General features: G+C 72.9%; 21 protein-coding genes, 1 pseudogene and 1 riboswitch. Of the genes and pseudogenes, 5 read left to right on the top strand and 17 right to left on the bottom strand.

The features are described 5' to 3' along the window. Nucleotides 1-73: 73 nt before the first annotated feature. The 4 genes from ABZ783_RS05820 to ABZ783_RS05805 are packed head-to-tail and all read right to left on the bottom strand — an operon-like array spanning nucleotide 74 to nucleotide 2,297. On the bottom strand, nucleotides 74-673 hold the full coding sequence (locus ABZ783_RS05820; protein ID WP_357434713.1) for a hypothetical protein: 600 nt from the start codon (nucleotides 671-673) through the stop codon (nucleotides 74-76). Between the two features lie 4 nt (nucleotides 674-677). Further along, nucleotides 678-1,031, bottom strand: a complete 354-nt coding sequence (locus tag ABZ783_RS05815) for a YbaB/EbfC family nucleoid-associated protein (protein WP_357434712.1) — start codon at nucleotides 1,029-1,031, stop codon at nucleotides 678-680. A gap of 9 nt (nucleotides 1,032-1,040) precedes the next feature. Beyond that, a complete protein-coding gene (locus ABZ783_RS05810) occupies nucleotides 1,041-1,967 on the bottom strand; it encodes a WXG100 family type VII secretion target (RefSeq protein ID WP_357434711.1) in 927 nt (308 codons plus the stop codon). A 9-nt stretch (nucleotides 1,968-1,976) separates the two neighbouring features. Next, nucleotides 1,977-2,297, bottom strand: a complete 321-nt coding sequence (locus tag ABZ783_RS05805) for a type VII secretion target (RefSeq protein WP_073834123.1) — start codon at nucleotides 2,295-2,297, stop codon at nucleotides 1,977-1,979. 187 nt (nucleotides 2,298-2,484) lie between these two features. Here ABZ783_RS05805 and ABZ783_RS05800 point away from each other — a divergent pair, with 187 nt between their 5' ends. From ABZ783_RS05800 to ABZ783_RS05790, 3 genes are all read left to right on the top strand, one after another. Then, nucleotides 2,485-3,372: an ABC transporter ATP-binding protein gene (locus tag ABZ783_RS05800; protein ID WP_357434710.1), complete on the top strand. Its 888-nt coding sequence runs from the start codon at nucleotides 2,485-2,487 to the stop codon at nucleotides 3,370-3,372. Nucleotides 3,373-3,384: 12 nt separating this feature from the next. Next, entirely contained in the window at nucleotides 3,385-4,122 is a 738-nt protein-coding gene (locus ABZ783_RS05795; protein WP_357434709.1) for an ABC transporter permease, read from the top strand. Between the two features lie 94 nt (nucleotides 4,123-4,216). Beyond that, nucleotides 4,217-4,990, top strand: a complete 774-nt coding sequence (locus tag ABZ783_RS05790) for a VOC family protein (protein WP_357434708.1) — start codon at nucleotides 4,217-4,219, stop codon at nucleotides 4,988-4,990. 44 nt (nucleotides 4,991-5,034) lie between these two features. On the opposite strand, the gene ABZ783_RS05785 is transcribed toward ABZ783_RS05790, so the two are convergent. The 4 genes and pseudogenes from ABZ783_RS05785 to ABZ783_RS05770 all read right to left on the bottom strand — a co-directional run. Continuing rightward, complete coding sequence (locus tag ABZ783_RS05785) at nucleotides 5,035-5,874, bottom strand: ABC transporter ATP-binding protein (protein ID WP_357434707.1); 840 nt, start codon at nucleotides 5,872-5,874, stop codon at nucleotides 5,035-5,037. Next, on the bottom strand, nucleotides 5,871-6,959 hold the full coding sequence (locus ABZ783_RS05780; protein ID WP_357434787.1) for an iron ABC transporter permease: 1,089 nt from the start codon (nucleotides 6,957-6,959) through the stop codon (nucleotides 5,871-5,873). Before ABZ783_RS05780 ends, ABZ783_RS05785 begins: the two co-directional genes overlap by 4 nt. A 142-nt stretch (nucleotides 6,960-7,101) precedes the next feature. Beyond that, nucleotides 7,102-8,040, bottom strand: coding sequence for an ABC transporter substrate-binding protein (locus tag ABZ783_RS05775; RefSeq protein ID WP_357434706.1), 939 nt, complete (start codon nucleotides 8,038-8,040; stop codon nucleotides 7,102-7,104). 112 nt (nucleotides 8,041-8,152) lie between these two features. Beyond that, nucleotides 8,153-8,246, bottom strand: a riboswitch (cobalamin riboswitch). A 119-nt stretch (nucleotides 8,247-8,365) separates the two neighbouring features. Further along, a pseudogene (locus ABZ783_RS05770) lies at nucleotides 8,366-9,676 on the bottom strand (M14 family metallopeptidase); the annotation flags it as partial. A gap of 205 nt (nucleotides 9,677-9,881) precedes the next feature. Here ABZ783_RS05770 and ABZ783_RS05765 point away from each other — a divergent pair. Both ABZ783_RS05765 and ABZ783_RS05760 read left to right on the top strand, forming a co-directional pair. After that, nucleotides 9,882-11,219, top strand: a complete 1,338-nt coding sequence (locus ABZ783_RS05765) for a C39 family peptidase (protein WP_357434705.1) — start codon at nucleotides 9,882-9,884, stop codon at nucleotides 11,217-11,219. Between the two features lie 27 nt (nucleotides 11,220-11,246). Next, nucleotides 11,247-12,590: a C39 family peptidase gene (locus ABZ783_RS05760; RefSeq protein ID WP_357434704.1), complete on the top strand. Its 1,344-nt coding sequence runs from the start codon at nucleotides 11,247-11,249 to the stop codon at nucleotides 12,588-12,590. Between the two features lie 72 nt (nucleotides 12,591-12,662). On the opposite strand, the gene ABZ783_RS05755 is transcribed toward ABZ783_RS05760, so the two are convergent. The 9 genes from ABZ783_RS05755 to ABZ783_RS05715 form a co-directional block, all read right to left on the bottom strand. After that, on the bottom strand, nucleotides 12,663-13,148 hold the full coding sequence (locus ABZ783_RS05755) for a hypothetical protein (RefSeq protein ID WP_357434703.1): 486 nt from the start codon (nucleotides 13,146-13,148) through the stop codon (nucleotides 12,663-12,665). Between the two features lie 123 nt (nucleotides 13,149-13,271). After that, the gene (locus tag ABZ783_RS05750; RefSeq protein ID WP_357434702.1) at nucleotides 13,272-13,550 is read right to left on the bottom strand and encodes a DUF4229 domain-containing protein; all 279 of its coding nucleotides are present in this window, start codon (nucleotides 13,548-13,550) and stop codon (nucleotides 13,272-13,274) included. A 36-nt stretch (nucleotides 13,551-13,586) separates the two neighbouring features. Further along, nucleotides 13,587-14,009 (bottom strand): hypothetical protein, encoded by a 423-nt coding sequence (locus tag ABZ783_RS05745; RefSeq protein WP_357434701.1) that lies wholly within the window; start codon nucleotides 14,007-14,009, stop codon nucleotides 13,587-13,589. 56 nt (nucleotides 14,010-14,065) lie between these two features. Further along, on the bottom strand, nucleotides 14,066-14,503 hold the full coding sequence (locus ABZ783_RS05740) for a hypothetical protein (protein ID WP_357434700.1): 438 nt from the start codon (nucleotides 14,501-14,503) through the stop codon (nucleotides 14,066-14,068). Further along, on the bottom strand, nucleotides 14,500-15,597 hold the full coding sequence (locus ABZ783_RS05735; protein WP_357434699.1) for a DUF916 domain-containing protein: 1,098 nt from the start codon (nucleotides 15,595-15,597) through the stop codon (nucleotides 14,500-14,502). The genes ABZ783_RS05740 and ABZ783_RS05735 overlap by 4 nt, the downstream gene beginning before the upstream one ends. Nucleotides 15,598-15,711: 114 nt before the next feature. After that, nucleotides 15,712-16,902, bottom strand: coding sequence for an Ig-like domain repeat protein (locus ABZ783_RS05730; RefSeq protein WP_357434698.1), 1,191 nt, complete (start codon nucleotides 16,900-16,902; stop codon nucleotides 15,712-15,714). Nucleotides 16,903-17,058: 156 nt separating this feature from the next. Beyond that, entirely contained in the window at nucleotides 17,059-17,823 is a 765-nt protein-coding gene (locus ABZ783_RS05725) for a phosphate ABC transporter ATP-binding protein (RefSeq protein ID WP_357434786.1), read from the bottom strand. Nucleotides 17,824-18,010: 187 nt separating this feature from the next. Further along, nucleotides 18,011-18,958, bottom strand: a complete 948-nt coding sequence (locus ABZ783_RS05720; RefSeq protein WP_357434697.1) for a sortase — start codon at nucleotides 18,956-18,958, stop codon at nucleotides 18,011-18,013. Between the two features lie 79 nt (nucleotides 18,959-19,037). Next, nucleotides 19,038-21,008 (bottom strand): Ig-like domain-containing protein, encoded by a 1,971-nt coding sequence (locus tag ABZ783_RS05715; RefSeq protein ID WP_357434696.1) that lies wholly within the window; start codon nucleotides 21,006-21,008, stop codon nucleotides 19,038-19,040. Between the last annotated feature and the right edge of the window lie 87 nt (nucleotides 21,009-21,095).

The following is a 21,095-nucleotide window of genomic DNA, read 5'->3' as shown; positions in this document are numbered from 1 at the left end:
GTAGTGGCCTCCCGGACTCCAGTAGGCCACTACATCCCGGTTCGAGCGCGATCTTGGGGACGGCGACGGCGGCTCAGCCCGAGAGGGCGGCGGCGAGGGCGCGGAGCGGGCGGCCGGATTCGGCGATCGGCACGGTGAAGGCGAGCCACGAGCCGTCCGTGAAGTCGATGCGTAGCCGCTTCGGGTTGAGCCGGTGCCAGCCCACCCGGGCCGACGCCACCTCGGCGCGCGACGCCGACCAGGCGACCCGGGTCTCGGCCAGGGCGCGCTCGTCGTCCCCCCGGCTGGCGAGCAGCTTCAGCGGACCGGTGACGCAGACCAGCATCCGCCGGTCGGTGACGGCGAGCAGGGTGTGCCGCACCGCCCCGTCCGGCCGGGCCGGGTGCACCGCGTGGTGCAGCCGGGAGGCGGCGGAGCCGGGGGCGCCGCGGCCGGCGATCCCCCAGGCGATCACGTCCACCAGTCGGTCGCCGCGGTCCCAGGTGGCCAGCGGGGCGAGCACGTTGAGCAGCACCGAGCCGACGGTCGCCCGGCCGGAGACCTCGGGTGCGCCCGGGTCGCGCGGCGGGGCCGGCGTGGCCCCGTTGGCGACCTCGGCCTTCGCGGATGCCAGCACCCGCTCGCCCGGATCGGCGAGCTGACCGATCCGGTCGCGGTACCTGGTCTCCTCCATCGGCTCAGTACCGGTCGTAGCCGTAGTCGTCGGCGGCCGGGCGCGGCGCGGCCGGCGCGTTGCCCATCACCTCGCCGACGATCTCGCGGACCCGGGCGGCGGCGGCCTCCTGGGCACGGTTCGCGGCGGCGGTGAACTCCTCCGCGAGGGTGTAGGAGTCGAAGCGCATGGCCCGGGCGTTGATCTCGGTCGAGAGGATCTTGCCGTCGGCGGCCGCGGTGACCGTGACCAGGCCGGAGTCGCTCACCCCCTCGGCGCTGCTCTGCTCCAGCTCGGCCATCCGCGCGCCGAGTTCGCGCTGCCACCCGTCGAGGTTGCGGGCCAGCGCCTCGATCCGGTCCAGGGCGGGGAAGGTCATGGCTGCCTCTCAGTTGACGATCGAGTCGAAGACATTCTGGACGCCCTTGGTGTACGGGCCCAGGTCCTCCTTGTAGGTGCCGTCCACCAGGTAGTTGCGGTCCTTGTGCCCGTCCGAGATGTCGTGCAGGCCGACGCCGGTGTCCAGCAGGGTGCCGCCGATGCCGGGGATGTTCACCGGGGATGCCTGGTTGATGGCGAACTTGCCGGGGAACAGGATGGCGGCGCGTTTCATCTTGAACGCGAACGCCTCCTTGGTGTAGCCGGACTTGTTCCACGCCTTGTACGCCTTCTTGGCCTTGCGCAGCTCCATCACCAGCTTGCGGTAGCGGGTGAGCAGCTCGGCGACCTTCTCCAGCTTGGTCACCAGCTTGGTGAGGATCTCGGCGAACCGCGCGACGATCTTGACCATGCGGCCGACCGTGGTGGCCAGCCGGGCCAGCACCCGGACCACCGTGGCGGCCAGCGTCACGCCCGCGCTGAGCACGGCGGCCACCGCGGCGATGATGACCTCGGTCAGGAACCAGAGCAGGAACTCCAGGATCAGCTCGACCAGGAGGTTGAACGCCTCGACCGCCGCGTTCGCCGCGTCGACCAGCACCTCCTTCGTGCCGTCCAGCCCCTTGGCCAGCTCCTCGATCGCCTGCTCGACGGACTCCATCGAGGCATGGAACTTCTCCGCCGCGTCGCCGTCCCAGGCGCCGCGCAGCCGGGCCCGGTCGGCGATCTGGTCGCCAGCGATCTGCCGCACCGCCTCGCCGGTGGTCAGGGCGAGCTGGGCCGCCTGCATCAGGTCGTCCGGCTCACCGGCGACCAGTTCCAGCAGCTGCTCGAACGGCCACAGGACGGCCTGGGAGAGCGGCTTGAACGGGTCGGGGGTGCCCGACACGACCTGCTCGAAGTAGGTCTTGTTGCGCTGCAGCGCCTCGGTGCTCACATGTCCCCCTCAGGCGCCCGGCACGAACATGTCGTTGGTCGCCACGTCGGTCCCGGTGTACGCGTCGGCCGTGTCGCTCATCCCCTCGGCGATGTCGGCCATCGTCTCCGCGCCCTCCTCCAGCCCCTGCAGGCACGCCTCGAACTGCTCGGCGTACGCGGCCGCGAGACTGAAGGACGCCGGCATGATCCCGAAGGCGTGCCGGGGCACGTGCCCGTCGCGGAAGACCCGGGCCAACTCGTTGAACCGGGTCGCCCGGCCCCGGCTGGCTGCGGCGAAGGCCTTCAGCGCCTCCGGTTGGACGTCCAGGTTCTTGCTCGGACTCGTCACTGACCCTCCCCAGTGTCCAGTCGGCACGCGTCCGTCGTCGCCGTGGCGCGAAGCGGCCGACGGGATTACCACAGTAGGTGATGCGCCGGATCCGTCGTCGCCCCGTCCCAGGGGGCGGCGGGGACTGGCGCCGGCGCGCTACACATGGGGCGGCACAGCTGTCGCCCGCACCCCCGAGGAGTTCTCGATGATCCTGGCCCGCGCCGACCAGGTCAGCCGCCGCTACGGCGAGGTGCTGGCCCTGGACCGGGTCGACCTGACCGTCCACGCCGGTGAGCTGGTCGGCCTGCTCGGCCCGAACGGCGCCGGCAAGAGCACCCTGATCAACCTGCTGGTGGGGCTGCGCCGGCCCACGTCCGGCCGGGTGGAGCTGTTCGGCGGCGACCCGCGCGACCCGGCGAGCCGGCGGCAGCTCGGGGTGACCCCGCAGGAGACCGGCCTGCCCGGCACGTTGCGGGTCGGCGAGGTGGTCGACTTCGTCTTCGCGCACTTCCCCGACCCGATCCCCCGGGGCGAACTGCTCGACCGGTTCGGCCTCGCCGACCAGGTGAAACGGCAGACCGGCGGGCTCTCCGGCGGGCAGCGCCGCCGGCTCGCCGTGGCCCTCGCGTTCGTCGGCCGCCCGCGGCTGGTCGTCCTCGACGAGCCGACCACCGGGCTGGACGTCGAGGCGCGGCACACGCTCTGGGAGGCGATCCGCAGCTTCCACGCCGACGGCGGCACCGTGCTGCTCAGCAGCCACTACCTGGAGGAGGTGGAGGCCCTCGCCCAGCGGGTGGTGGTGATCGGCCAGGGCCGGGTGCTCGCGGACGACACGGTCGAGGCGATCCGGGGCATCGTCGGCGTACGCCGGGTCAGCCTGGTCGCCGACGACCTGCCGCCGCTGCCCGGGGTGGTCGCCACCGAGCACACCGACGGGCGTACCCACCTGCTCACCACGGACGCCGACCAACTCGTCCGCGACCTGGTCGCCGCCGGCGTGGCGTTCCGCGACCTGGAGGTGCGGCCCACCTCCTTGGAGGAGGCGTTCCTCGCCATCACCACCGGCGACCGGCCCGCGCCCGCCACCGTCTGAGGAGAAGATCTCGTGCCGCTCGCCCTGGTCCACGCCCGTTACCAGCTTCTCGAGACCGTCCGGATCCCGGTCGCCATCTTCGGCAGCGCGTTCTTCCCAGCCGCCGCGATGCTCTTCTTCGTGGTGCCGTTCGCCGGTGACGACCCGGCCGGGGCCACCTACGCCACCTGCGCCATGGTCACCTTCGCGGTGATGAGCGCCAACATCTTCCAGTACGGGATCGGCGTCGCCGAGGACCGCGACCAGCCGTGGAACCCGTACACCCGGACGCTGCCGGCCGGTCCGGGGCCGCGCCTCGCCGGCCGGATCCTGGCCGGCCTGGCGCTCACCTACCTGTCCATGCTCCCGGTGGTGGTGATCGCGGCGGTGGCCACGGCGGCCCGGGTCACCCCGGCGCAGTTCCTGCTCGGTGCCGCCGGGGTCGCGGTGATCTCGGTGCCGTTCACCCTGCTCGGGCTGGCCATCGGCTACTCGCTGCCGAGCAAGGCGGCGATCGTGGTCGCCCAGCTCATCTTCTTCCCCCTCGCCTTCGGCGGCGGCCTGCTCTCCGGCCCGGACGACGCGCCCAGCTTCATCAAGGCGATCGCCCCCTACCTGCCCACCCGGGGCGCGGTGGAGCTGATGTGGGCGGCGGTCACCGACTGGCGGCCGAACCTGGTCTCCGTGGCCATGCTCGGCGTCTGGATCGTGGTGCTGGCCGGGGTCGCTGGATGGGCGTACCGGCGGGACGAGGGACGGCGCTTCACCTGACCTCTTGTCCGATTCCGGCCCGGGGGGCGGCGGGACGGTGCCACGATGCCGGCAGGGTGTGCCAGCGGGGCCGCCCCCGGCGAGAGGGGTCAGCGTGAGCGGCGTCGAGCCCGGCACGCCCTGCTGGACCGACCTGGCCACGCCTGGGCTGGAGGACGCGAAGCGGTTCTACCCGGAGCTGTTCGGCTGGACCGGCCGCGTCTCCCCGGAGCCGACGGCCGGCGGCTACACGATCTTCCTCAAGGATGGGCGGGCGGTCGCCGCGGCGGGCCCGCCGGCCGCCCCGGACCAGGTGCCGATCTGGTCGACGTACGTGGCGACCGACGACGCCGATCTGGTGGCCACCCGGGTGGAGGCGGCCGGCGGACAGGTGGTGGTCGCCCCGTTCGACGTCCTCGACCAGGGCCGGATGGCGGTCCTCTCCGACCCGGCGGGCGCGGTGTTCAGCGTCTGGCAGCCGATGGCGATGCGCGGCGCGGAGCTGTTCAACGCTCCCGGGGCGATGTGCTGGAACGAGTTGGTCACTCCCGACCCGGAGGGCGCGCGGGACTTCTACGCGCTGGTCTTCGGCTGGCACGCGGAGGAGCAGCCGACGCAGCCCGCCCCCTACACGGGCTGGCGGTGTGGTGCCCGGATCGTCGCGGGCATGACGCCACCGCTGGAGGAGCTGCCGGCCGACCTGCCCGCGTACTGGTCGGTGTGGTTCGCGGTGGCGGACGCCGAGGCCACCGCCGCCCGTGCCGCCGAGCTGGGCGGCACGGTCCTGGTCCCGCCCCGGGACACCCCGCGGGGCCGCCTCGCCGCCCTCCGCGACCCCGAGGGCGCCCTCTTCTCCGTCCTCACCCTACGTCCCCACCACACTGGTTGATCATGTCGTGCGCGACCCCGACGGGCTGCGGCAACAACCTCTGATCAACCTGCCAGGGGCCGGGGGCGGACCGGGACGACGAGCGGGCCGTGGTCGCCCTGGATGACGCGGACGTGGGCGCGGTAGTGGGTGGCGAGCAGGTCCTCGGTGAGCACCTCCCGAGGTGGGCCGGCCGCGGCCACCCGGCCGTCGGCGAGCAGGACCAGCCGGTCGGCGTACTCGCCGGCCACGGAGAGGTCGTGCATGGTGGCGAGCACGGTCAGGCCGTGCTCGCGGCGGAGCCGGTCGACCAGCTCCAGCACCTCCTGCTGGTGGCCGATGTCCAGCGCGCTGGTCGGCTCGTCCAGCAGCAGTAGGGTGGCGCCCTGCGCCAGGGCACGGGCCAGGAAGACCCGCTGCCGCTCCCCACCGGAGAGGGTGGCCAGCTCCCGGTGCCCGAACGCGCCGAGGTCGAGCCCGTCCAGCACCTCGTGCACGGCGGCCAGGTCGGCGGTCGACTCCCGGCCCAGCGGCGGGATGTACGGGGTTCGCCCGAGCAGCACGTAGTCGAACACCGACATGCCGGCCGGCACCACCGGGGACTGCGCCACCGTGGCGACGACCCGGGCCCGGTCGCGGCGGCGGAGGGACTGGATCGGCGTACCGAACAGGGCGACCGCGCCCGGCGCGGGCAGCAGGCCGCCGACGGCGCGCAGCAGGGTCGACTTGCCGGCGCCGTTCGGGCCGATGACGGTGACCCACTCGCCCGCCGCGACGGTCAGGTCCACGCCCGCCAGGATCGACGTCCCGCCCAGGTCGACGTGCAGGTCGCGCACCTCGACGGCGCTCGTCGTCGTGGCGCTCCGCGCGCTGAGCTGACGATGCGCTCGCGGACGCGCGCTCATGTGAACACCCGGCGGGAGGTGCGCAGGACCAGGACGAAGAACGGGCCGCCGAGCAGCGCGGTGACCACGCCGATCGGCAGCTCGGCGGGGGCGGCGACGGTCCGGGCGGCCACGTCGGTCAGCGCCAGGAAGGCCCCGCCGAAGAGCATCGACAGCGGCAGGATCACCCGGTAGCTGGAGCCGGCCAGCAGGCGTACGGTGTGCGGCACGATGATGCCGACGAAGCCGATCAGCCCGGAGGCGGAGACCGCGGCGGCGGTGCCCAGCGACGCGGCGGCGATCAGCAGGTAGCGCGAGCGCCGCGGGTGCAGCCCCAGGCTGGTGGCCTCGTCGTCGCCGACGGAGAGCACGTCCAGCTCCCGCCGGTGCAGCAGCACCACCACCGCGGTGAGCACGAAGTACGGCAGCACCAGCCGGACGTCCTGCCAGCCGGCGGTGGCCAGCCGTCCGAGCAGCCACGAGTAGACCTGCTGGATGCTCTCGGCGTGGCGTTGCAGCAGGTAGGTCTGCCCGGCGGCGAGGAACGCGGACACCGCCACCCCGGCCAGGATCAGCGTGGCGGGCGACCGGTCGCGCCCGCCGGCCGCGCCGAGGAGGTAGGTCATGGCCACCGCGCCGAGCGAGCCGACGAACGCGGCGAGCGGGATGGTCAGCGGCATGCCGCTCAGCGCCCCGCCCGCCCCGACGCCGAGCGCGATCACCGTGGTCACCGCGAGCCCGGCGCCGGCCGCCACGCCCAGCAAATACGGGTCGGCCAGCGGGTTGCGGAAGACGCCCTGGTAGCAGCCGCCGGCCAGGGCCAGCAGCGCGCCGACCAGCAGGCCGAGCACGGCCCGCGGCAGCCGCAGCTCGGTGACGATGGCGATCTCCCGCTCGGTGAGCCCGCTGTCCAGGTGCACCCCGGGCAGCAGGTTGAGCAGTTCGGCGGCGACGCTGCCGGGCGGCAGGCTGACCGGGCCCAGCGACACCCCGGCCACCAGCGCGACCAGCACCGCCCCGAGGCCGGCGAACAGCCATCGTTTCCGTAGCCCGGCCGGCCGGACCGGGGCACCGGGCCCGGCCGCGGCGCGCCGATGACCGGGCAGCGCCCCGCCGGCCCGCCCGGGGCCGGTGCGGGTGGCCGGCGCGGTCGCTGAGTCGGTCGGGGACCCGCCGGACGGCCGGGACGCGTTGGGCGTCCCGGCCGCCGGGCCGGCGGAATCCGCTGGTCGCACGGTCACCGGTGGGTCACGCCGGAACCTTGGCGGTGGCGTCGACGATCGCCCGGACCAGGTCGACCACGCGCGGGCCCCAGCGCGAGGCGATGTCGTCGTCGAGGGCGACGATCTGGTTGTTCTTCACCGCGGTCACCCCGGCCCAGCCGCTGCGGGCCTTGACGGTCTCCGGGGACTGCTGGCAGCACTTGGTGTCGGACAGGAAGACGAAGTCGGGGTTCGCCTTGACGATGACCTCCTGGGACAACTGCGGGTAGCCGCCCTTGGCGCCGTCGGCGTCCGACGGGTCGGCGATGTTCTCCAGACCAGCGAGGGCGTAGATCGAGCCGATGAAGGTCTTGCTGGTCGCGGTGTACAGCTCCGGGCCCAGCTCGTGGTAGTAGGTGAGCTTCTTCGCCCGCTGCGGCAGGTCCTTGGTGAGCGCGGCGATGTCGTCCTTCATCTTCTTGGTGACGTCCGCCGCCTCGGAGGCGTGGCCGGTCAGCGTGCCCAGGTCGGTGATCTGCTGGTACGTGTCGTCGAGCGTGGCGGCGGCCGGGGTGAGCAGCACCGGGATCTTCAGCGTGGTGAGCTGGTCGACGATCTTGTTGATGTCGTTGGAGAGCACCACCAGGTCGGGGTTCTTGCCGGCGATCGCCTCGGCGTTCGGCTGGAAGCCGGACAGGTCGCTCTTCGGCGCCTCCGGCGGGTAGTTCGACTGGTCGTCGACGGCGACGACCTGCTTGCCGGCCCCGATGGCGAAGAGCATCTCGGTTGCGCTCGGCGAGAGCGAGACGATCTTCTCCGGGCGCTTCTCCAGGGTCAGCTTGCCGACGGTGGCCGGGAACGCGGCAGCCGCGGAGCTGCCGCCGGCGGCCGGGGTGTCGGTCGAGGTCTTCTCGGCGCAGCCGCCGAGGAGGAGCGCGCCGACCGCGAGGGCGGTGGCGAAGAGCCGGGGGGTACGTCTGGACATTGGTCCTCCTGTCGGTCGAGGAGCTGGTGCTTCGCCGACAGGACCGCCTGGGCTCGCCCGTCCGCGAGGCGCCCTTCCTCGAGAGCGCGTGTCGCGACCGTGCCGCAGGCGACCTGGCTCGTCCCCGCAGTTGTCAGCGCCGGCCGGTGGGCCGACGCCGCGTGCGGGGCATCACAGTTGCGGGACAGCGCCGGTTTCGCACCGGCTTCGCTGCGGGTTGGTCGGTGCCACGGTAGCGCATGACCAGCGGAGATCGTCCGGACGGGAGGAGTGGGTGGGGGCTCCGCCGGGGGTGCCTCGGAGCCCCCACCCGCGAGTCGCGTCAGCAGTACTGGGTCTGCTTGCCGATCGCCCGGTACGGGCAGTCGGCGTACTCGGACAGTAGCAGCACGGCCTCCTTGTTCCGGGAGGTCTGCGCGGGGATCACCTCGTCGGGCGGGTAGAAGCCGCCGCCGGAGGCCGATCCCGGGTACATCTCGAAGGTGTACGCCCAGATCCGGTGCGCACCCCACATCCAGTCGATGCTGGTGCCGTCGGCGATGTACAGATCGCTGGACTGCTCCGGCGTGTAGCCGTTGCTGGAGGCCATCTGCCGGCCGATGGTGGCGAAGGTGTTGTACTGGTCGGCGGTCATCCCGCTGGGGGTGTTCGCGGTGGTGTAGCCGAAGGGCCAGAGCACCAACTGCGAGTAGGTGTGGAAGTCGATGTTGGCTTTGAGCTGCTGCACCCCGCCGACCACCCGGCTGTTGACGAAGTTGCGCAGCGCCTGCGTCTCCGGTGCGGAGAAGGCGGACGGGCCGCGGTAGGTCTCCGACGAGGTGGAGCCGGAGGAGCCGCCGCAGCAGCCCCACTGGTACGACCAGTTCCGGTTCAGGTCGGTGCCGACGTACGACGAGCCACTGTTGGGCTGCCGGTTCTTCCGCCAGGACCGGTACGAGCCGGTGGCGATGTCGTACTCACTGCCGTCGGGGTTCAGCGTCGGGACGATCCAGATCTCCCGGGAGTTGACGATGTTGGTGATCCGGGAATCGGTGCCGTAGTTGTCGGTGAAGAGGTCGAGCAGGTAGATCGCCATCTCGACGGTCAGGTGCTCGCGGGCGTGCTGCTGGGCGTTGAAGAGGATCTCCGGCTCGTTCTCGTCCGTGCCGACGTTGTCGGAGATCTTCACCGCCATCAGGTCCCGGCCCTGATACGAGGTGCCGATGCTGAGCTTGCGGGCGATGGCCGGATGGTCGGCGACCACCTTGTTCACCACGGCGGTCAACTCGGCGTAGTCGTGGTAGTTGGAATCGGCGGGCGGGAAGGCGTAGGCGGTCGCCCCGGCTGCGGGGGCCGGAGCGACGTCCTTGTCGAGTCGGAAGCCGAGCCGGGTGATCGCGGCGGCTTCCGCGCTGGTCGCGGTGACGTGCAGGACGCCGTGTTCGGAGTAGTCGATCGCCGCGCCGGTGCGCGCGACGGCGTTCCGGTCGGCGAGCGTACGCGGACCGAGCACGCGGTAGCCGACGGCGGCCGGCTCGCTGGACCGGTCCGGGGTGGGCCGGGCGGCGGCCGGACCGGTGGTGACGGTGACGAGGGTCAGGCTGACGGCGGCGGCGAGGGCCAGCCGGCGGCGGAACAGGGGCGTGCGGAACGCCATGGACAACCTCCTCGGGGTACGGAGATCCCGCGTCCGCACACTTCAGCAGGAGTCACATGGTCATATCAATATCCGTCGTTGCATTAACCCCATCCCGACCGGATCCTCATTCCGGCAATGATTTTCCATCATTTGACCTCTGGCGAAAGTTCCCTCCAGGCGCGACAGTGAACGGCAACGATGCCCGTTTCCCTGGGGAGCTGCCATGGCCATGAGACCCCTGCGCGCGGCCGCCGTCGCCGGTGTCACCGCGCTCGCCATCCTCGGCACCACCAGTCCCGCCGGGGCCGCGAAGCCGGCCACCGGGACCACCACGGCCACCCACGACGAACAGATCACCTGGCAGGGCTGGTCCGGCGCGGCCTGGTCGGCCGGCGCCGCCGCCGGCACCACGGTCACCGCCGCCGGCCTCGCGCTGGGCACCCCGGTCGGCACCGTCCAGTACAAGGACCCGCACCGCAGCGTCCGGCGCAGTTGGGCGTACGGGACCTGGACGTCGCCGCTGACCGAGGTCGGCTTCGGGGCCACCGAGCTGGTCGCCTCCTGGAACGCGGACACCCCCGCCGGCACCTGGCTCCAGGTCGAACTCCAGGGCACCTACACCACCGGCGTCCGCACCCCCTGGTACGTCATGGGTCGCTGGGCCTCGGGCGACGCCGACATGACGCGGACCAGCGTCGACCGGCAGGGCGATCGGACCTCCAGCATCTGGACGGACACCTTCGCCATCAACAACCCGGGCGCCGGGGTGCTGCTGCGGGCGTACCAGCTCCGGCTGACGCTCTACCGGGACCCGGCCGGGACCGCCTCACCCGTGGTCCGGTCGGTGGGCGCGATGAGCTCGACCGTGCCGGACCGGTTCACGGTCACCCCGAGCCCCGGCCACATCGCGTGGGGCACCGAGCTGGCCGTGCCGCGCTACTCGCAGAACATCCACGCCGGCCAGTACCCGCAGTACGGCGGCGGCGGTGAAGCCTGGTGCTCGCCCACCTCCACGGAGATGGTGGTCGAGTACTGGGGCCGCCGGCCGTCCCCGGCCGACACGTCCTGGGTGGACCCGAGCTACGCCGACCCCACCGTCGACCACGCCGCCCGGATGACCTACGACGCCCAGTACGGCGGCACCGGCAACTGGCCGTTCAACACCGCGTACGCGGCCACCTTCCCCGGGCTGGAGGCGAAGGTGACCCGGCTGCACTCGCTCGACGAGATCGAGCACTTCATCGCCGCCGGCATCCCCGTGGTGACCAGCCAGTCCTTCCTCGCCAGCGAGCTGGACGGGGCGGGCTACGGCACCGCCGGCCACCTCATGGTGGTGATCGGCTTCACTGCCACCGGCGACGTCATCGCCAACGACCCGGCCTCGCCCAGCGACGACGCTGTCCGCCACGTCTACCGGCGGGACCAGTTCGAGCAGATCTGGCTCCGGACCAAGCGGACCACCGCCAACGGCGGCACCGGCACCGGCTCCGGCGGCGTCGTCTACCTGATCAAGCCGACCATCGTGGCCTGGCCCTCGGTGGCCGGTTCCACCAACTGGTGATTTCCCCTACCCACCCATGGAGATGACATGATCAGACCCGCTCTACGCGCGGCGGTCGCCCTCGCCGGCGTCGCCGCGCTCAGCCTCCTCGGCACCGCCGTGCCCGCCCACGCGGACAACAACCTTCCCGTGGTCGCCCACGACGAGCAGATCACCTTCCAGGACTGGTCGAAGTACCCGGACTGGCGCACCGGCACCCACCAGGGCACGCACGCCATCCCCGGCCACCGCACCGGGATCACCATGGGCGAGCCGGTCGGCACCGTCCCGTACACCGACAAGCACACCGGTGCCACCAGCACCTGGGAGTACGCCACCTGGACCTCGCCGGAGCGGCAGATCGGCTTCGACGCCACCGAGCTGGTCGCCTCGTGGAACGCGGAGACCCCGGCCGGCACCTGGATCCAGGTCGAGCTGCACGGCACGTACAACACCGGCCAGCAGACCCCCTGGTACGTGATGGGCCGCTGGGCCTCCGGGGACCAGGACATCAAGCGGACCACGCTGGACGGCCAGGGCGACCCCTGGTCGACCATCTGGACCGACACCTTCTCCATCGACGACGCCAAGAAGGGTGTGCTGCTCCGGTCGTACCAGCTCCGGCTGACCCTCTACCGGGCGCCGGGGCAGGCCGCCTCGCCGCGGGTCTGGATGCTGGGCGCGATGAGCTCCAACGTGCCGGACCGGTTCACTGTCACGCCGAGCAAGGGCGGGATCGCCTGGGGCACCGAGCTGCCGGTGCCCGCCCGTTCCCAGATGATCCACCGGGGCAACTACCCGGAGTGGGGCGGCGGCGGCCAGGTCTGGTGCAGCCCGACGTCGACCACGATGGTGCTGGAGTACTACGGCAAGAGGCCCTCGACTGAGGACATGTCCTGGATCACCCCCGGCTACACCGACCCGCAGGTCGCCTACGCCGCCCGCATGACCTGGGACTTCGAGTACGAGGGCGCGGGCAACTGGCCGTTCAACACCGCGTACGCAGCCAGCTTCCCGGGCATCGACGCCAAGGTCACCCGACTGCACTCGCTGGACGAGGTGGAGCGCTTCATCAAGGCCGGCATCCCGGTCATCACCTCGCAGTCCTTCCTCGGCAACGAGCTGGACGGATCGAACTACGGCACCTCCGGGCACCTGTTCGTGATCGTCGGCTTCACCGCCGACGGTGACGTGATCGTCAACGACCCCGCGTCGTCCTCGAACGACGCGGTGCGCAACGTCTACAAGCGGGCGCAGTTCGAGCAGATCTGGCTGCGTACCAAGCGGTACCGGGCGAACGGCACGGTGGCCGGCGGCTCGGGCGGCATCGCCTACCTGATCAAGCCGGCGAACCGGGCCTGGCCGGTCGTGCCGGGCTCGACCAACTGGTGACGGGACGGGCCCGGCATCGTCCCGCTCGGGACGGTGCCGGGCCCGTCGGTACGGTCCTGGGGCCGCCCGGTGCTACGCGGACGGCGCGAACGAGGCGGGCGGGGTCGACGGCCGGGCCGCCTGGCGGCGGCGACGGATCGCCCGCACGATGATCACCACCCACACCACCAGGGCGATCACGCCGCCCAGGGTGAGGCCGGTGACCAGCAGGTACGTCGACCCGCCGGTGGTGGAGAAGACGCCCGCGCGGGCGCCCGTGTCGCGGGCCGGGGCGGTGGCGCCGACGGTCAGCCCGTCCGGCGCGTCGTAGAGGATCACATCGGTGCGCTGGGCGCCGCCCTCCGTGGCGACGAAGTCTCCGCGCCACTCGCAGTTGCGCCGGCCGCACTCCTCGTTCACCGCGGTGAACGTGCCCGGCGTTCCGCCACCGTTCTTCGCCTGCCAGGTCGGGGCGAGGTCGGTGGCGCCCATCATCAGTCCGATGGCGGCGATGACCGGCAGACCGATCCAGACGAAGACCTTGGTCCGCCACCCGTTGATCGTGTTCAGCAAACTCACAGCGGCCGACCTTAGCGGCGCCGCCGCCATCCTGCTGCCCCGTTTCCCGGGCCGCACGGCCCGGCCGGTGACCGAGGCCGCGGTCGCGGCCCGGCCGACGCGGAGGGCGGACGACCGCCCGGCCTACTCCTCGCGGCGCGGCTCGGCCGGCGCGGGCTGGTCCTCGCCGGCGAGCGCCGAGCGCAGCCGCTCCTTCTCGGCCCGGCGCCGGTCCGACGCCTCGGCCATCTCCCCGGCCATCTCGTCCCGCCAGCCACGGAGCAGGAAGAACGACAGCGCGGCCGAGAAGACCAGCGCCAGCATCAGCCGCAGGAACGGGTTCATGTCGACGAGCCAGAGGGCCGCCAGCACGCCGACGAACAGCCCGATCCGGCCCAGCGTGTACTTGACCGCCGCGCTCACGTTCGCACTCCGTTCTCCATCACCGGTGGGGCGGCCTCAACTCGTACGCCGGGCCAACCAGTGCACGCCCTGAAACCAGATCACCGCGTAGACCACGGTGAACACCGCCGCGGCCAGCGCGCCGGAGAGCAGTGGCGGCAGCCCGGCGGCCAGGCCGGCCGCGAGCAGCCCGGCGAACACCCCGACGGCGAGGCCGCCCAGCGCCGCCACCACCCGGGCCGCGCCGAACTCCCAGGCCCGGAAGTCGTCCCAGAAGAGCCAGACCGGCAGGATCACCGCCAGCCAGCCGTTGGTCCGGCCGAACCCGCCCGCGCCCATGGTGGCGAACGCCCACTCGAAGAGCACCAGCGCGAGCACCCCGATCACCAGGCCAGCCAGGCTCACCCCGAGCAGGTCGCCCAGGGTGAGAATGCGCCCCTCCGCGTCCCGCCGGGGGAAACCGCTCCGCTGCTCGCTCATGACCCTACGAGGGTACGCGAACCCGCTGAGCGGCACGACTGGCCGGCCGGGAGGGGTCAGCCACCCGTCCGGCTCAACCAGGCCTCGGCGGTGGCCCGCCGCCGGGCCGACCAGCGCAGCGCCACGCCGCCGGCGACCAGCGCACCGCCGACGAGGAACAGCCCGCCCAGCGCCACGCCGGTACGCGGCAGGGACCCGCCGCCCGCCGGCGGGCTGATCGGCGTCGTCGTCGTCACCCCGGACGGGGACGGCTCGATGGTGGGCGACGGCTGGCCGGTCGGGGACGGGCTGCCGCCGGGCTTCGGGCCGATCGACACGCCCACCCGGATCGACACCTGACCACCGGGCGTCGGCTCGGCGTCCGGGACCGCCCCGGCCGGGCGCCCCGGCCAGAGTGCCACCGCGAACGCCACGGCGAGCAGGGCGGTCACCACCACGCCGGCCGGCCGCACGCCGACCCGACCGCCGCGGGCCACGTTCCGGGGACCGCTCACCGCGCGGCCCGCTCGGGTTCCCGGGCCGGTGCGACCGGCGCCGCCAGGAGCCGGCGGGCCCGGCGCAGCCAGAGCCGGTACGCGACCACGGCCAGGATCAGCACCAGCAGGCCGAGCAGCGCCCACGGCACCGCGAGGACGGAGCTGGAGCCCTCCTGCGAGGGCAGCGACTCCTTGTTCGTGTCGGCGTTCAGCACCACCGTGGCGGTGAGTGGGCCGGCCGGTACGACGTGCGCGAACTCCTGGGTCAGCCGGATCTCCGAGTCGGGCAGCACCTCGGGCAGGTCGATCAGGTCGCCCGTCGCCAGCCGGACCCCGAGCGGGCCGCGGACCTGCACCCGGGCCTTGCCGGAGATCCGCACGTTGCCGGTGTTGGCGATCCGGTAGGTGACCTTCATCCGCCCACCAGGGATCGGCACCACCGGGTTGGCGTACTCGACCTGGACGGCCCGCACCGCGGCGGCGGGCCCGAGCGGGCCGGCGACCCGCAGGTAGACCCGGGCGCCGATGCGACGCTCGACGTACACCCGCTGGCCGTCCTTGCCGACCTGCTCCTCGGTCACCGCGGCGAGGATGCCGCCGACGTGGTCACCGGGGGCGGTACCGGCCGGCACGGACAGCCGGAACGGCATGTCCGCCCGCTTGCCCGGGGGCAGCGTGACGGCCGCCCGGGGCAGCTTGATCCACGAACCCACGTCGCTGGGTGCCTGGCTGCGAGGCAGCAGGGCGAAGCCGCCGTCCAGGGCGGTGAAGGCGTCGGTGGGATACAGATCCACCTTGATCGGCTTGTCGCCCAGGTTGCTCACCGAGAACCAGTCGGTGATCTGCTCGGTCGGCGACAGTTCGTAGTCGAACTGCTTGCGGCCCTTGGGCCCGCTGGGGCTGGACGGCACCACCGTCCAGGTCGGCTCGTCCGACGCGGCCGCCCGCGCGGGCGACGGCGCGATCAGGCTGCCGAGCAGCGCGAGTGCGGTGACGAACAGCGCCCCAACGCGTCGCGCGGGGGCCGGTGAGCGCGAGGAGTGCAGCGGAGCGGAGCCCCGCAGTCGCGAACAGAAGGTGGGTACGGTCCGGGGTGCGGGGAGGTCGGTCATGCGGGGCTCCGGGGTTCGGGGCTGGCACCGGACACGGCGGAGACGTCACGGGCGGGTGCCCGCGACGCCTCCGCCGCTGCTCCACCCCGGGCGGGTGCGCCCGGGTGGGACCGGTCAGGCCAGGGTGAGGGTGAGGGTCGCGGAGTACTCGCCCGGCGGCACGTTGTCGGGGATGGTCAGGTTGAGGTCCGCACCGCAGGTGAAGACGCCGGCGCTCGCGCCGGAGTTCGCCGAGCAGAGGGTGCGGGTGTCACCGAGGTCGGCGGCGGCACCGGCCGTCACCGCACCCGAGCCGCTGGTCTTGGCGGCACTCGGGGTCCAGGCGAGGTTGCTGTTGGCGATGGTGTTCGCGCCCAGCGTGAAGTCCTCCAGCTGGCCGGTGAGGTCCCAGCCCACGTTGGTGCCGCGCAGGTCGGTCACCTTCGCGGCGGGCAGCTTGCCGGCGGCGGTGCCACCGACGGTGCCGCCGGTCAGCGACGCGGTCGGGTTCGCCACGTCGAGACTGAACGCGCCCGGGGCGACGTCGGCGATGATCTCCACCGGCGCGGTGATGGCACCCGCGGCGGCCGTCACCTGGAAGGAGGTGGCGCTCGAGGCGGACGGCTTGTAGGCGGTCGCGTCGGCCGGGGTGAAGGCCGCGGACAGCGAGAAGGTGCCGACCGGCAGGGCGGTGGTGGACAGGACGGCCTTACCGCCGCTGACCGTGGCGGTGCCGAGCGACGAGGCGCCGCGCCGGAAGTCGACCGTGCCCGTGGCGGTGGCCGGGGAGACGGTCGCGGTCAGGGTGACCTCGGTGCCCTGGGAGACCGGGCTGGCCGGGCTGACGGCGAGCGAGGTGGTGGTGTCCTCGGCCACCGGCACCCGCCAGGTGTTGCCGGTCACCTGGATGGAGGTGCGGAACTCGTCGACGTGGCGGCCCTCGGTGAGGCTGTAGCACTCGACGACGACCCACCACTCACCCGCGGCCGGCGCGCCACCGATGGCGGTGGAGAACGACCGGTTCGGGTTGATGGTGATCGGGTTCTGGTCGTACCCGCCGCCACCCAGCGCCACGGCCAGGTTCGAGTACGGGCCACCCGGGCGGCCGATGCGCAGGTTGGCGTTCTCGCCGTACCCGGTGGGGCACTTGGCGGTGGTGGCGCTCGCGAAGATCGGGGTGTCGGTCACGGTGCCGCTGGTCTGCGACAGGGTGACGTCACCGAGCGAAGCCGCCTGCGCCGGAGCGCCGACCGCGACCACCAGGCCGGCGGAGAGCACCGCGGCGCCCAGGAGGGCGCCGGCGCGGGCGAGCAGACGCTTGTTCATGAATCACTTCCTCTCGTGAGGGTGAAACCGGTCGGTCCCCCTGGACCGGCCTCGATCAGGCTCCACAGGCGCTGTGTCCCGACATGCAGGCCAACCTCTCCGCCGAACGTGCGCAAAGCGAATTCTGGGTGCCCGAGCATCAGGAAAATGGGGCGATCAGCCGAATCGGCCGTTTACGTAGTCGTGCGTCCGCTCATCCTGTGGATTGTCGAACATCGCTGCGGTCGGGCCGTATTCGACAATGGCGCCGGGGGCGCCGTGCGAGGCCAGAAAGAATGCGCACTGGTCGGAGACCCGGGCGGCCTGTTGCATGTTGTGCGTGACGATGACGATCGTCACCTCGGCGGCCAGTTCCGCGATGGTCTCCTCGATCCGGCGGGTCGAGGTCGGGTCCAGCGCCGAGCACGGCTCGTCCATCAGCAGCACCCGCGGCCGCACCGCGAGCGACCGGGCGATACAGAGCCGCTGCTGCTGGCCGCCGGAGAGGGCGCCGCCGGGCTGGCGCAGCCGGTCGCGCACCTCCTTCCACAGGCCCGCCTTGGTGAGGGTCTCCTCGACCAGCGCCTCCCTGCTGTCCCGGGAGGCCCGGGTGCCGGTCAGCTTCAGCCCAGCCAGCACGTTGTCGTAGATGGACATGGCCGGGAACGGGTTCGGCTTCTGGAACACCATGCCGACCTGGCGCCGGGCATCGGTGATCCGCCGGTCCGGCGCGTACAGGTCGCGACCGTCGAGCAGCACCTCGCCGGCGAGCGACGCCGACGGGACCAGCTCGTGCATCCGGTTGAGGATGCGCAGGAAGGTGGACTTCCCGCAGCCGGACGGCCCGATCAGGGCGGTCACCTGGCCGGCCGGCATGGTCAGCGAGACCCGGTCGAGCACCTTGTGACTGCCGAACCAGGCCGAGATGGACCGCGCGTCCAGGGTGGCCAGGTGGTCGGCCGGCGCCCGGTGCGCCGGCACCGGTGGCAGGTCGACCCGGGTGGGGACGGCGATCGCCGGGCCGGTCGCGCCGGCACGACCGGGGGCGTACGTCGCCGGGGCGGGGCTCTCGATGTGCTGCGTCACGGTCGGTCCTTCACTCGTCTCGGGGTGTCGTCGGGTCCGGCGGTCACAGCAGGTTGGGCAGCAGGCGGACGGCCTGGTCGGCGGTGGCGACGCCGAGCGCGAGCAGCACCGGCACGCTGACGATCCAGCTCTGCCAGCGGCCCCAGCGGGCCCGTAGCCAGGTGGTGCCGAGCGCGGCCAGCAGCAGCGCCTGCCCCCACAGCAGCACCGGCGTCCAGGCGTCCGCGTCGCTGGCCATGGCCTGCTCGCTGGCGGGCAGGGCGGCGGCGCCGAACCGCCGGGCCGGGGCGGGCTGGACCGGGCTGGCCAGGGCCGCGTCGACCCGCAGCACGTCCGTCGGCATGAACTCGGTGCCCAGCGCGGTGATCAGGGTGAGCCGTCCCTGCCCGGTGTCGGGCGGGGCGGGCGCCGGGTCACCGGGCCGGCGCAGCCCGGTGACCACGTAGGTGTGGCTGCCCTGCCCGGTGGTCGCGGTGATCGTGTCGCCGGGCACCAGCAGGTCCAGGTCCCGGAAGGGCCCGCCGTACGCGGCCCGCCGGCCCATGATCACGCTGTTGCCGGCCTGCCCGGGCAGCACGGTGTCCCGGCGGTGCCCCGGGCCGGAACGCAGCACCCCGCCGTTGGTGCCCTCCCGCACCACCGTGCTCAGGCCGACCCGGGGCACGCTCAGCACGGCCACCGGCGAGCCCGGCTCGACGAGCCGTTCCGGACCCGGAACGCCGTTGACGAACTCGGTCCGGAACTGGCCCACCGGGGCGGTGCCGAGCGCCAACTCCGCGCGGAAGTCGGCGAACGCGGTCTGCTGGTCCCGCTCGTACGCCAGCTGGGAGATCAGCACCAGGTGGCAGACCAGGCCCAGGGCGAGTGCGGCGAGGATGCTCAACGCGGTCCCCGGCACCTGGTAGGCCAGGGACGCCGCCCCGCGGGGCACCCCGGTCGGGGCGTCCGCGGACGGCCGCGGTCCCCGGGGGTCGATGGTGACCGTCGACATGCTCTCTCTCCTCGTCCTGGCACCCGGACCGGGCGGCCCGCCGGGTCGGCGTACCGCCCGGCGGGCGTGACGACCTTGCTCAGTCGGTGGGGTTCTCGTTGTCCGGCCAGACCACCGGCGCGGGCTCGGGGCGCCGACGGCGGGTGGACACCACGGCGCCGCTGCCGGCCCCGACCAACGCCATCCCGGTCAGCCCGATGCCGATCAGGGGCAGGCCGGTCCGGGGCAGCTGACCGCCGCCCGTCCCGCCGTCGCCGTTCCCGTCGCCACCGTCGCCGTTCCCGTCGCCATCACCGTCCCCGTCCCCGTCGCCGTCGTCATCGCCGTTGCCGTTGCCGTTGCCGTTGCCGACCACGGTGAAGTCGAAGACGACCCGGTGCGCGGCGCCGGCGAGGGTGAGCCGGGCGGCACCGTCCGGCGCGTCGGCCGGGACGGTCAGCTCGTACCGGGCGGTCCCGTCGGCGGCGGTGACGGTCGTCGGCTCGGCGTCGTTCAAGGTGACGGTGATCGTCTCGTTGCCGGCGAAGCCACGGGCCACGACGGTGACCTTCTGCCCCGGGCTGAGCGTCGGGTTGACGCCCAGCTTGTTGCCGTCGGTGTCGGTCACCTCCAGGCCGTCCACCTGGCCGGGCGCGGTGACCTGGTAGGTCACCGCCTGGGAGGTGGAGCCCGAGTGGTCCACCTCGTTCTGTGGAGTGAAAACCGCTTTGAGCGGGTGGCTGCCCGCCGCCAGCTGAGTCGTCTTCAGGCTGGCCAGCCCGCTTGCGACCGGCTGGGCGCCGCCGAGCGCGGCGGAGCCGTCCATGAACTGCACGCTGCCCGTCGCGTCGGTCGGCGTGACCCTGGCGGTCAGGGTCAACTCGATGCCCTGCGGCTTCGGGCCGTCCGGCGTGACGGCCAGGGTGGTGGTGGTCTGCGTCGGCGTACCGATCACGAAGCGGGTCCGGGCCGACTCCGCGGCCTGCCAGCCGGAGCCGGTCGCCGGGGTGAAGACAGCCTTGAGGTCGTAGGCCCCGCCCGGCAGGTCAGCGACGGTGACCGTCGCCGCGCCGGCGGCCAGCTCGGCCGAGCCGATGGCCTGCTCGCCGTTGCTTCCCCCAGCGGGTAACCGGACGAACGACACCGAGCCGGTGGCCGGCTGCTCGCCCTCGACCCGCGGCTTGACCTCCGCGGTCAGCGCCAGGGCGGTGCCGGGCGGCTGCGGGCTGACCTTGTCTGTCTTCAACGTGACGGTGACCGAACCGGCCGGGACCACGGTGAGGTCTGCCGGCGCCGAGGTGGAGGTCAGGAAGGCGTTCGGGTCGGCCGGCTGGAAGGTGGCGGTCAACTTGTGCGCCTTCTCCAGTTCGGCACCGGCCGGGCCCGGCAGATCGGAGGTGGTCAGCACGGCCTGCCCGCCGCTGACCGGGGCACTGCCGACGTCGGCCGTCTCCGTCCCGGTGGTACGCCGGAACAGCACCGTGCCGGCGGCGGCCGGCGTCACGGTGGCGGTGAGGGTCACCGGCGCACCGGCGTACGCGGTGCCGGTCGGCGTCACGGTCAGCATGGTGCTGGTCTGCGCGGCGCTGGGGCAGGTCGCCTCCGTCGTCCAGGTGCTGCCGCAGACCTGGATGGGGGCGCGGAACTCGTCGGCGTGGCGGCCCTCGGTGAGGCTGTAGCAGTCGACTATGACCCACCACTTGCTCTTGTCCTCAGGGACGCGGCCGGCGGCCGTTTCGAACGAGCGGTTCGGATCGATCGTGAACGGTTCCAGATCCCACCCGCCACCACCCAGCGCCACCGCCAGGTTCGTGTACGGCCCACCCGCCGGCCCGATACGCAGGTTGGCGTTCTCGCCGTACCCCTTCGGGCAGGGGGCGGGGGTGGTGGCTCTGAGGAACATCGGTTTGTCGGTGACGCTGCCGCTGGTCTGCGAAAGGGTGAGCGTGCCGAGCGACGCGGCCTGCGCCGGTCCGCTGAGCGTCAGCACCACCCCGGTGACGAACACGCTCACCGAGAGCGCGAACACCGCAGCCGCCGCCATCGCGCGGGCGAAGCCGGGCCTGCTCATCTGCGTCGTCCTCTGCTGGTCGTCGGCGTCCGCGAACGCCGGTGGATGGGAACGGGGCCGGTGGCCCGGGCGCTGGCCCGGGCCACC

Source organism: Micromonospora sp. NPDC047738, assembly GCF_040642675.1.
Lineage (GTDB): Bacteria > Actinomycetota > Actinomycetes > Mycobacteriales > Micromonosporaceae > Micromonospora.
The sequence above is the reverse complement of the archived record's forward strand: the minus strand, read 5'-3'. Positions and strand labels throughout refer to the sequence as shown.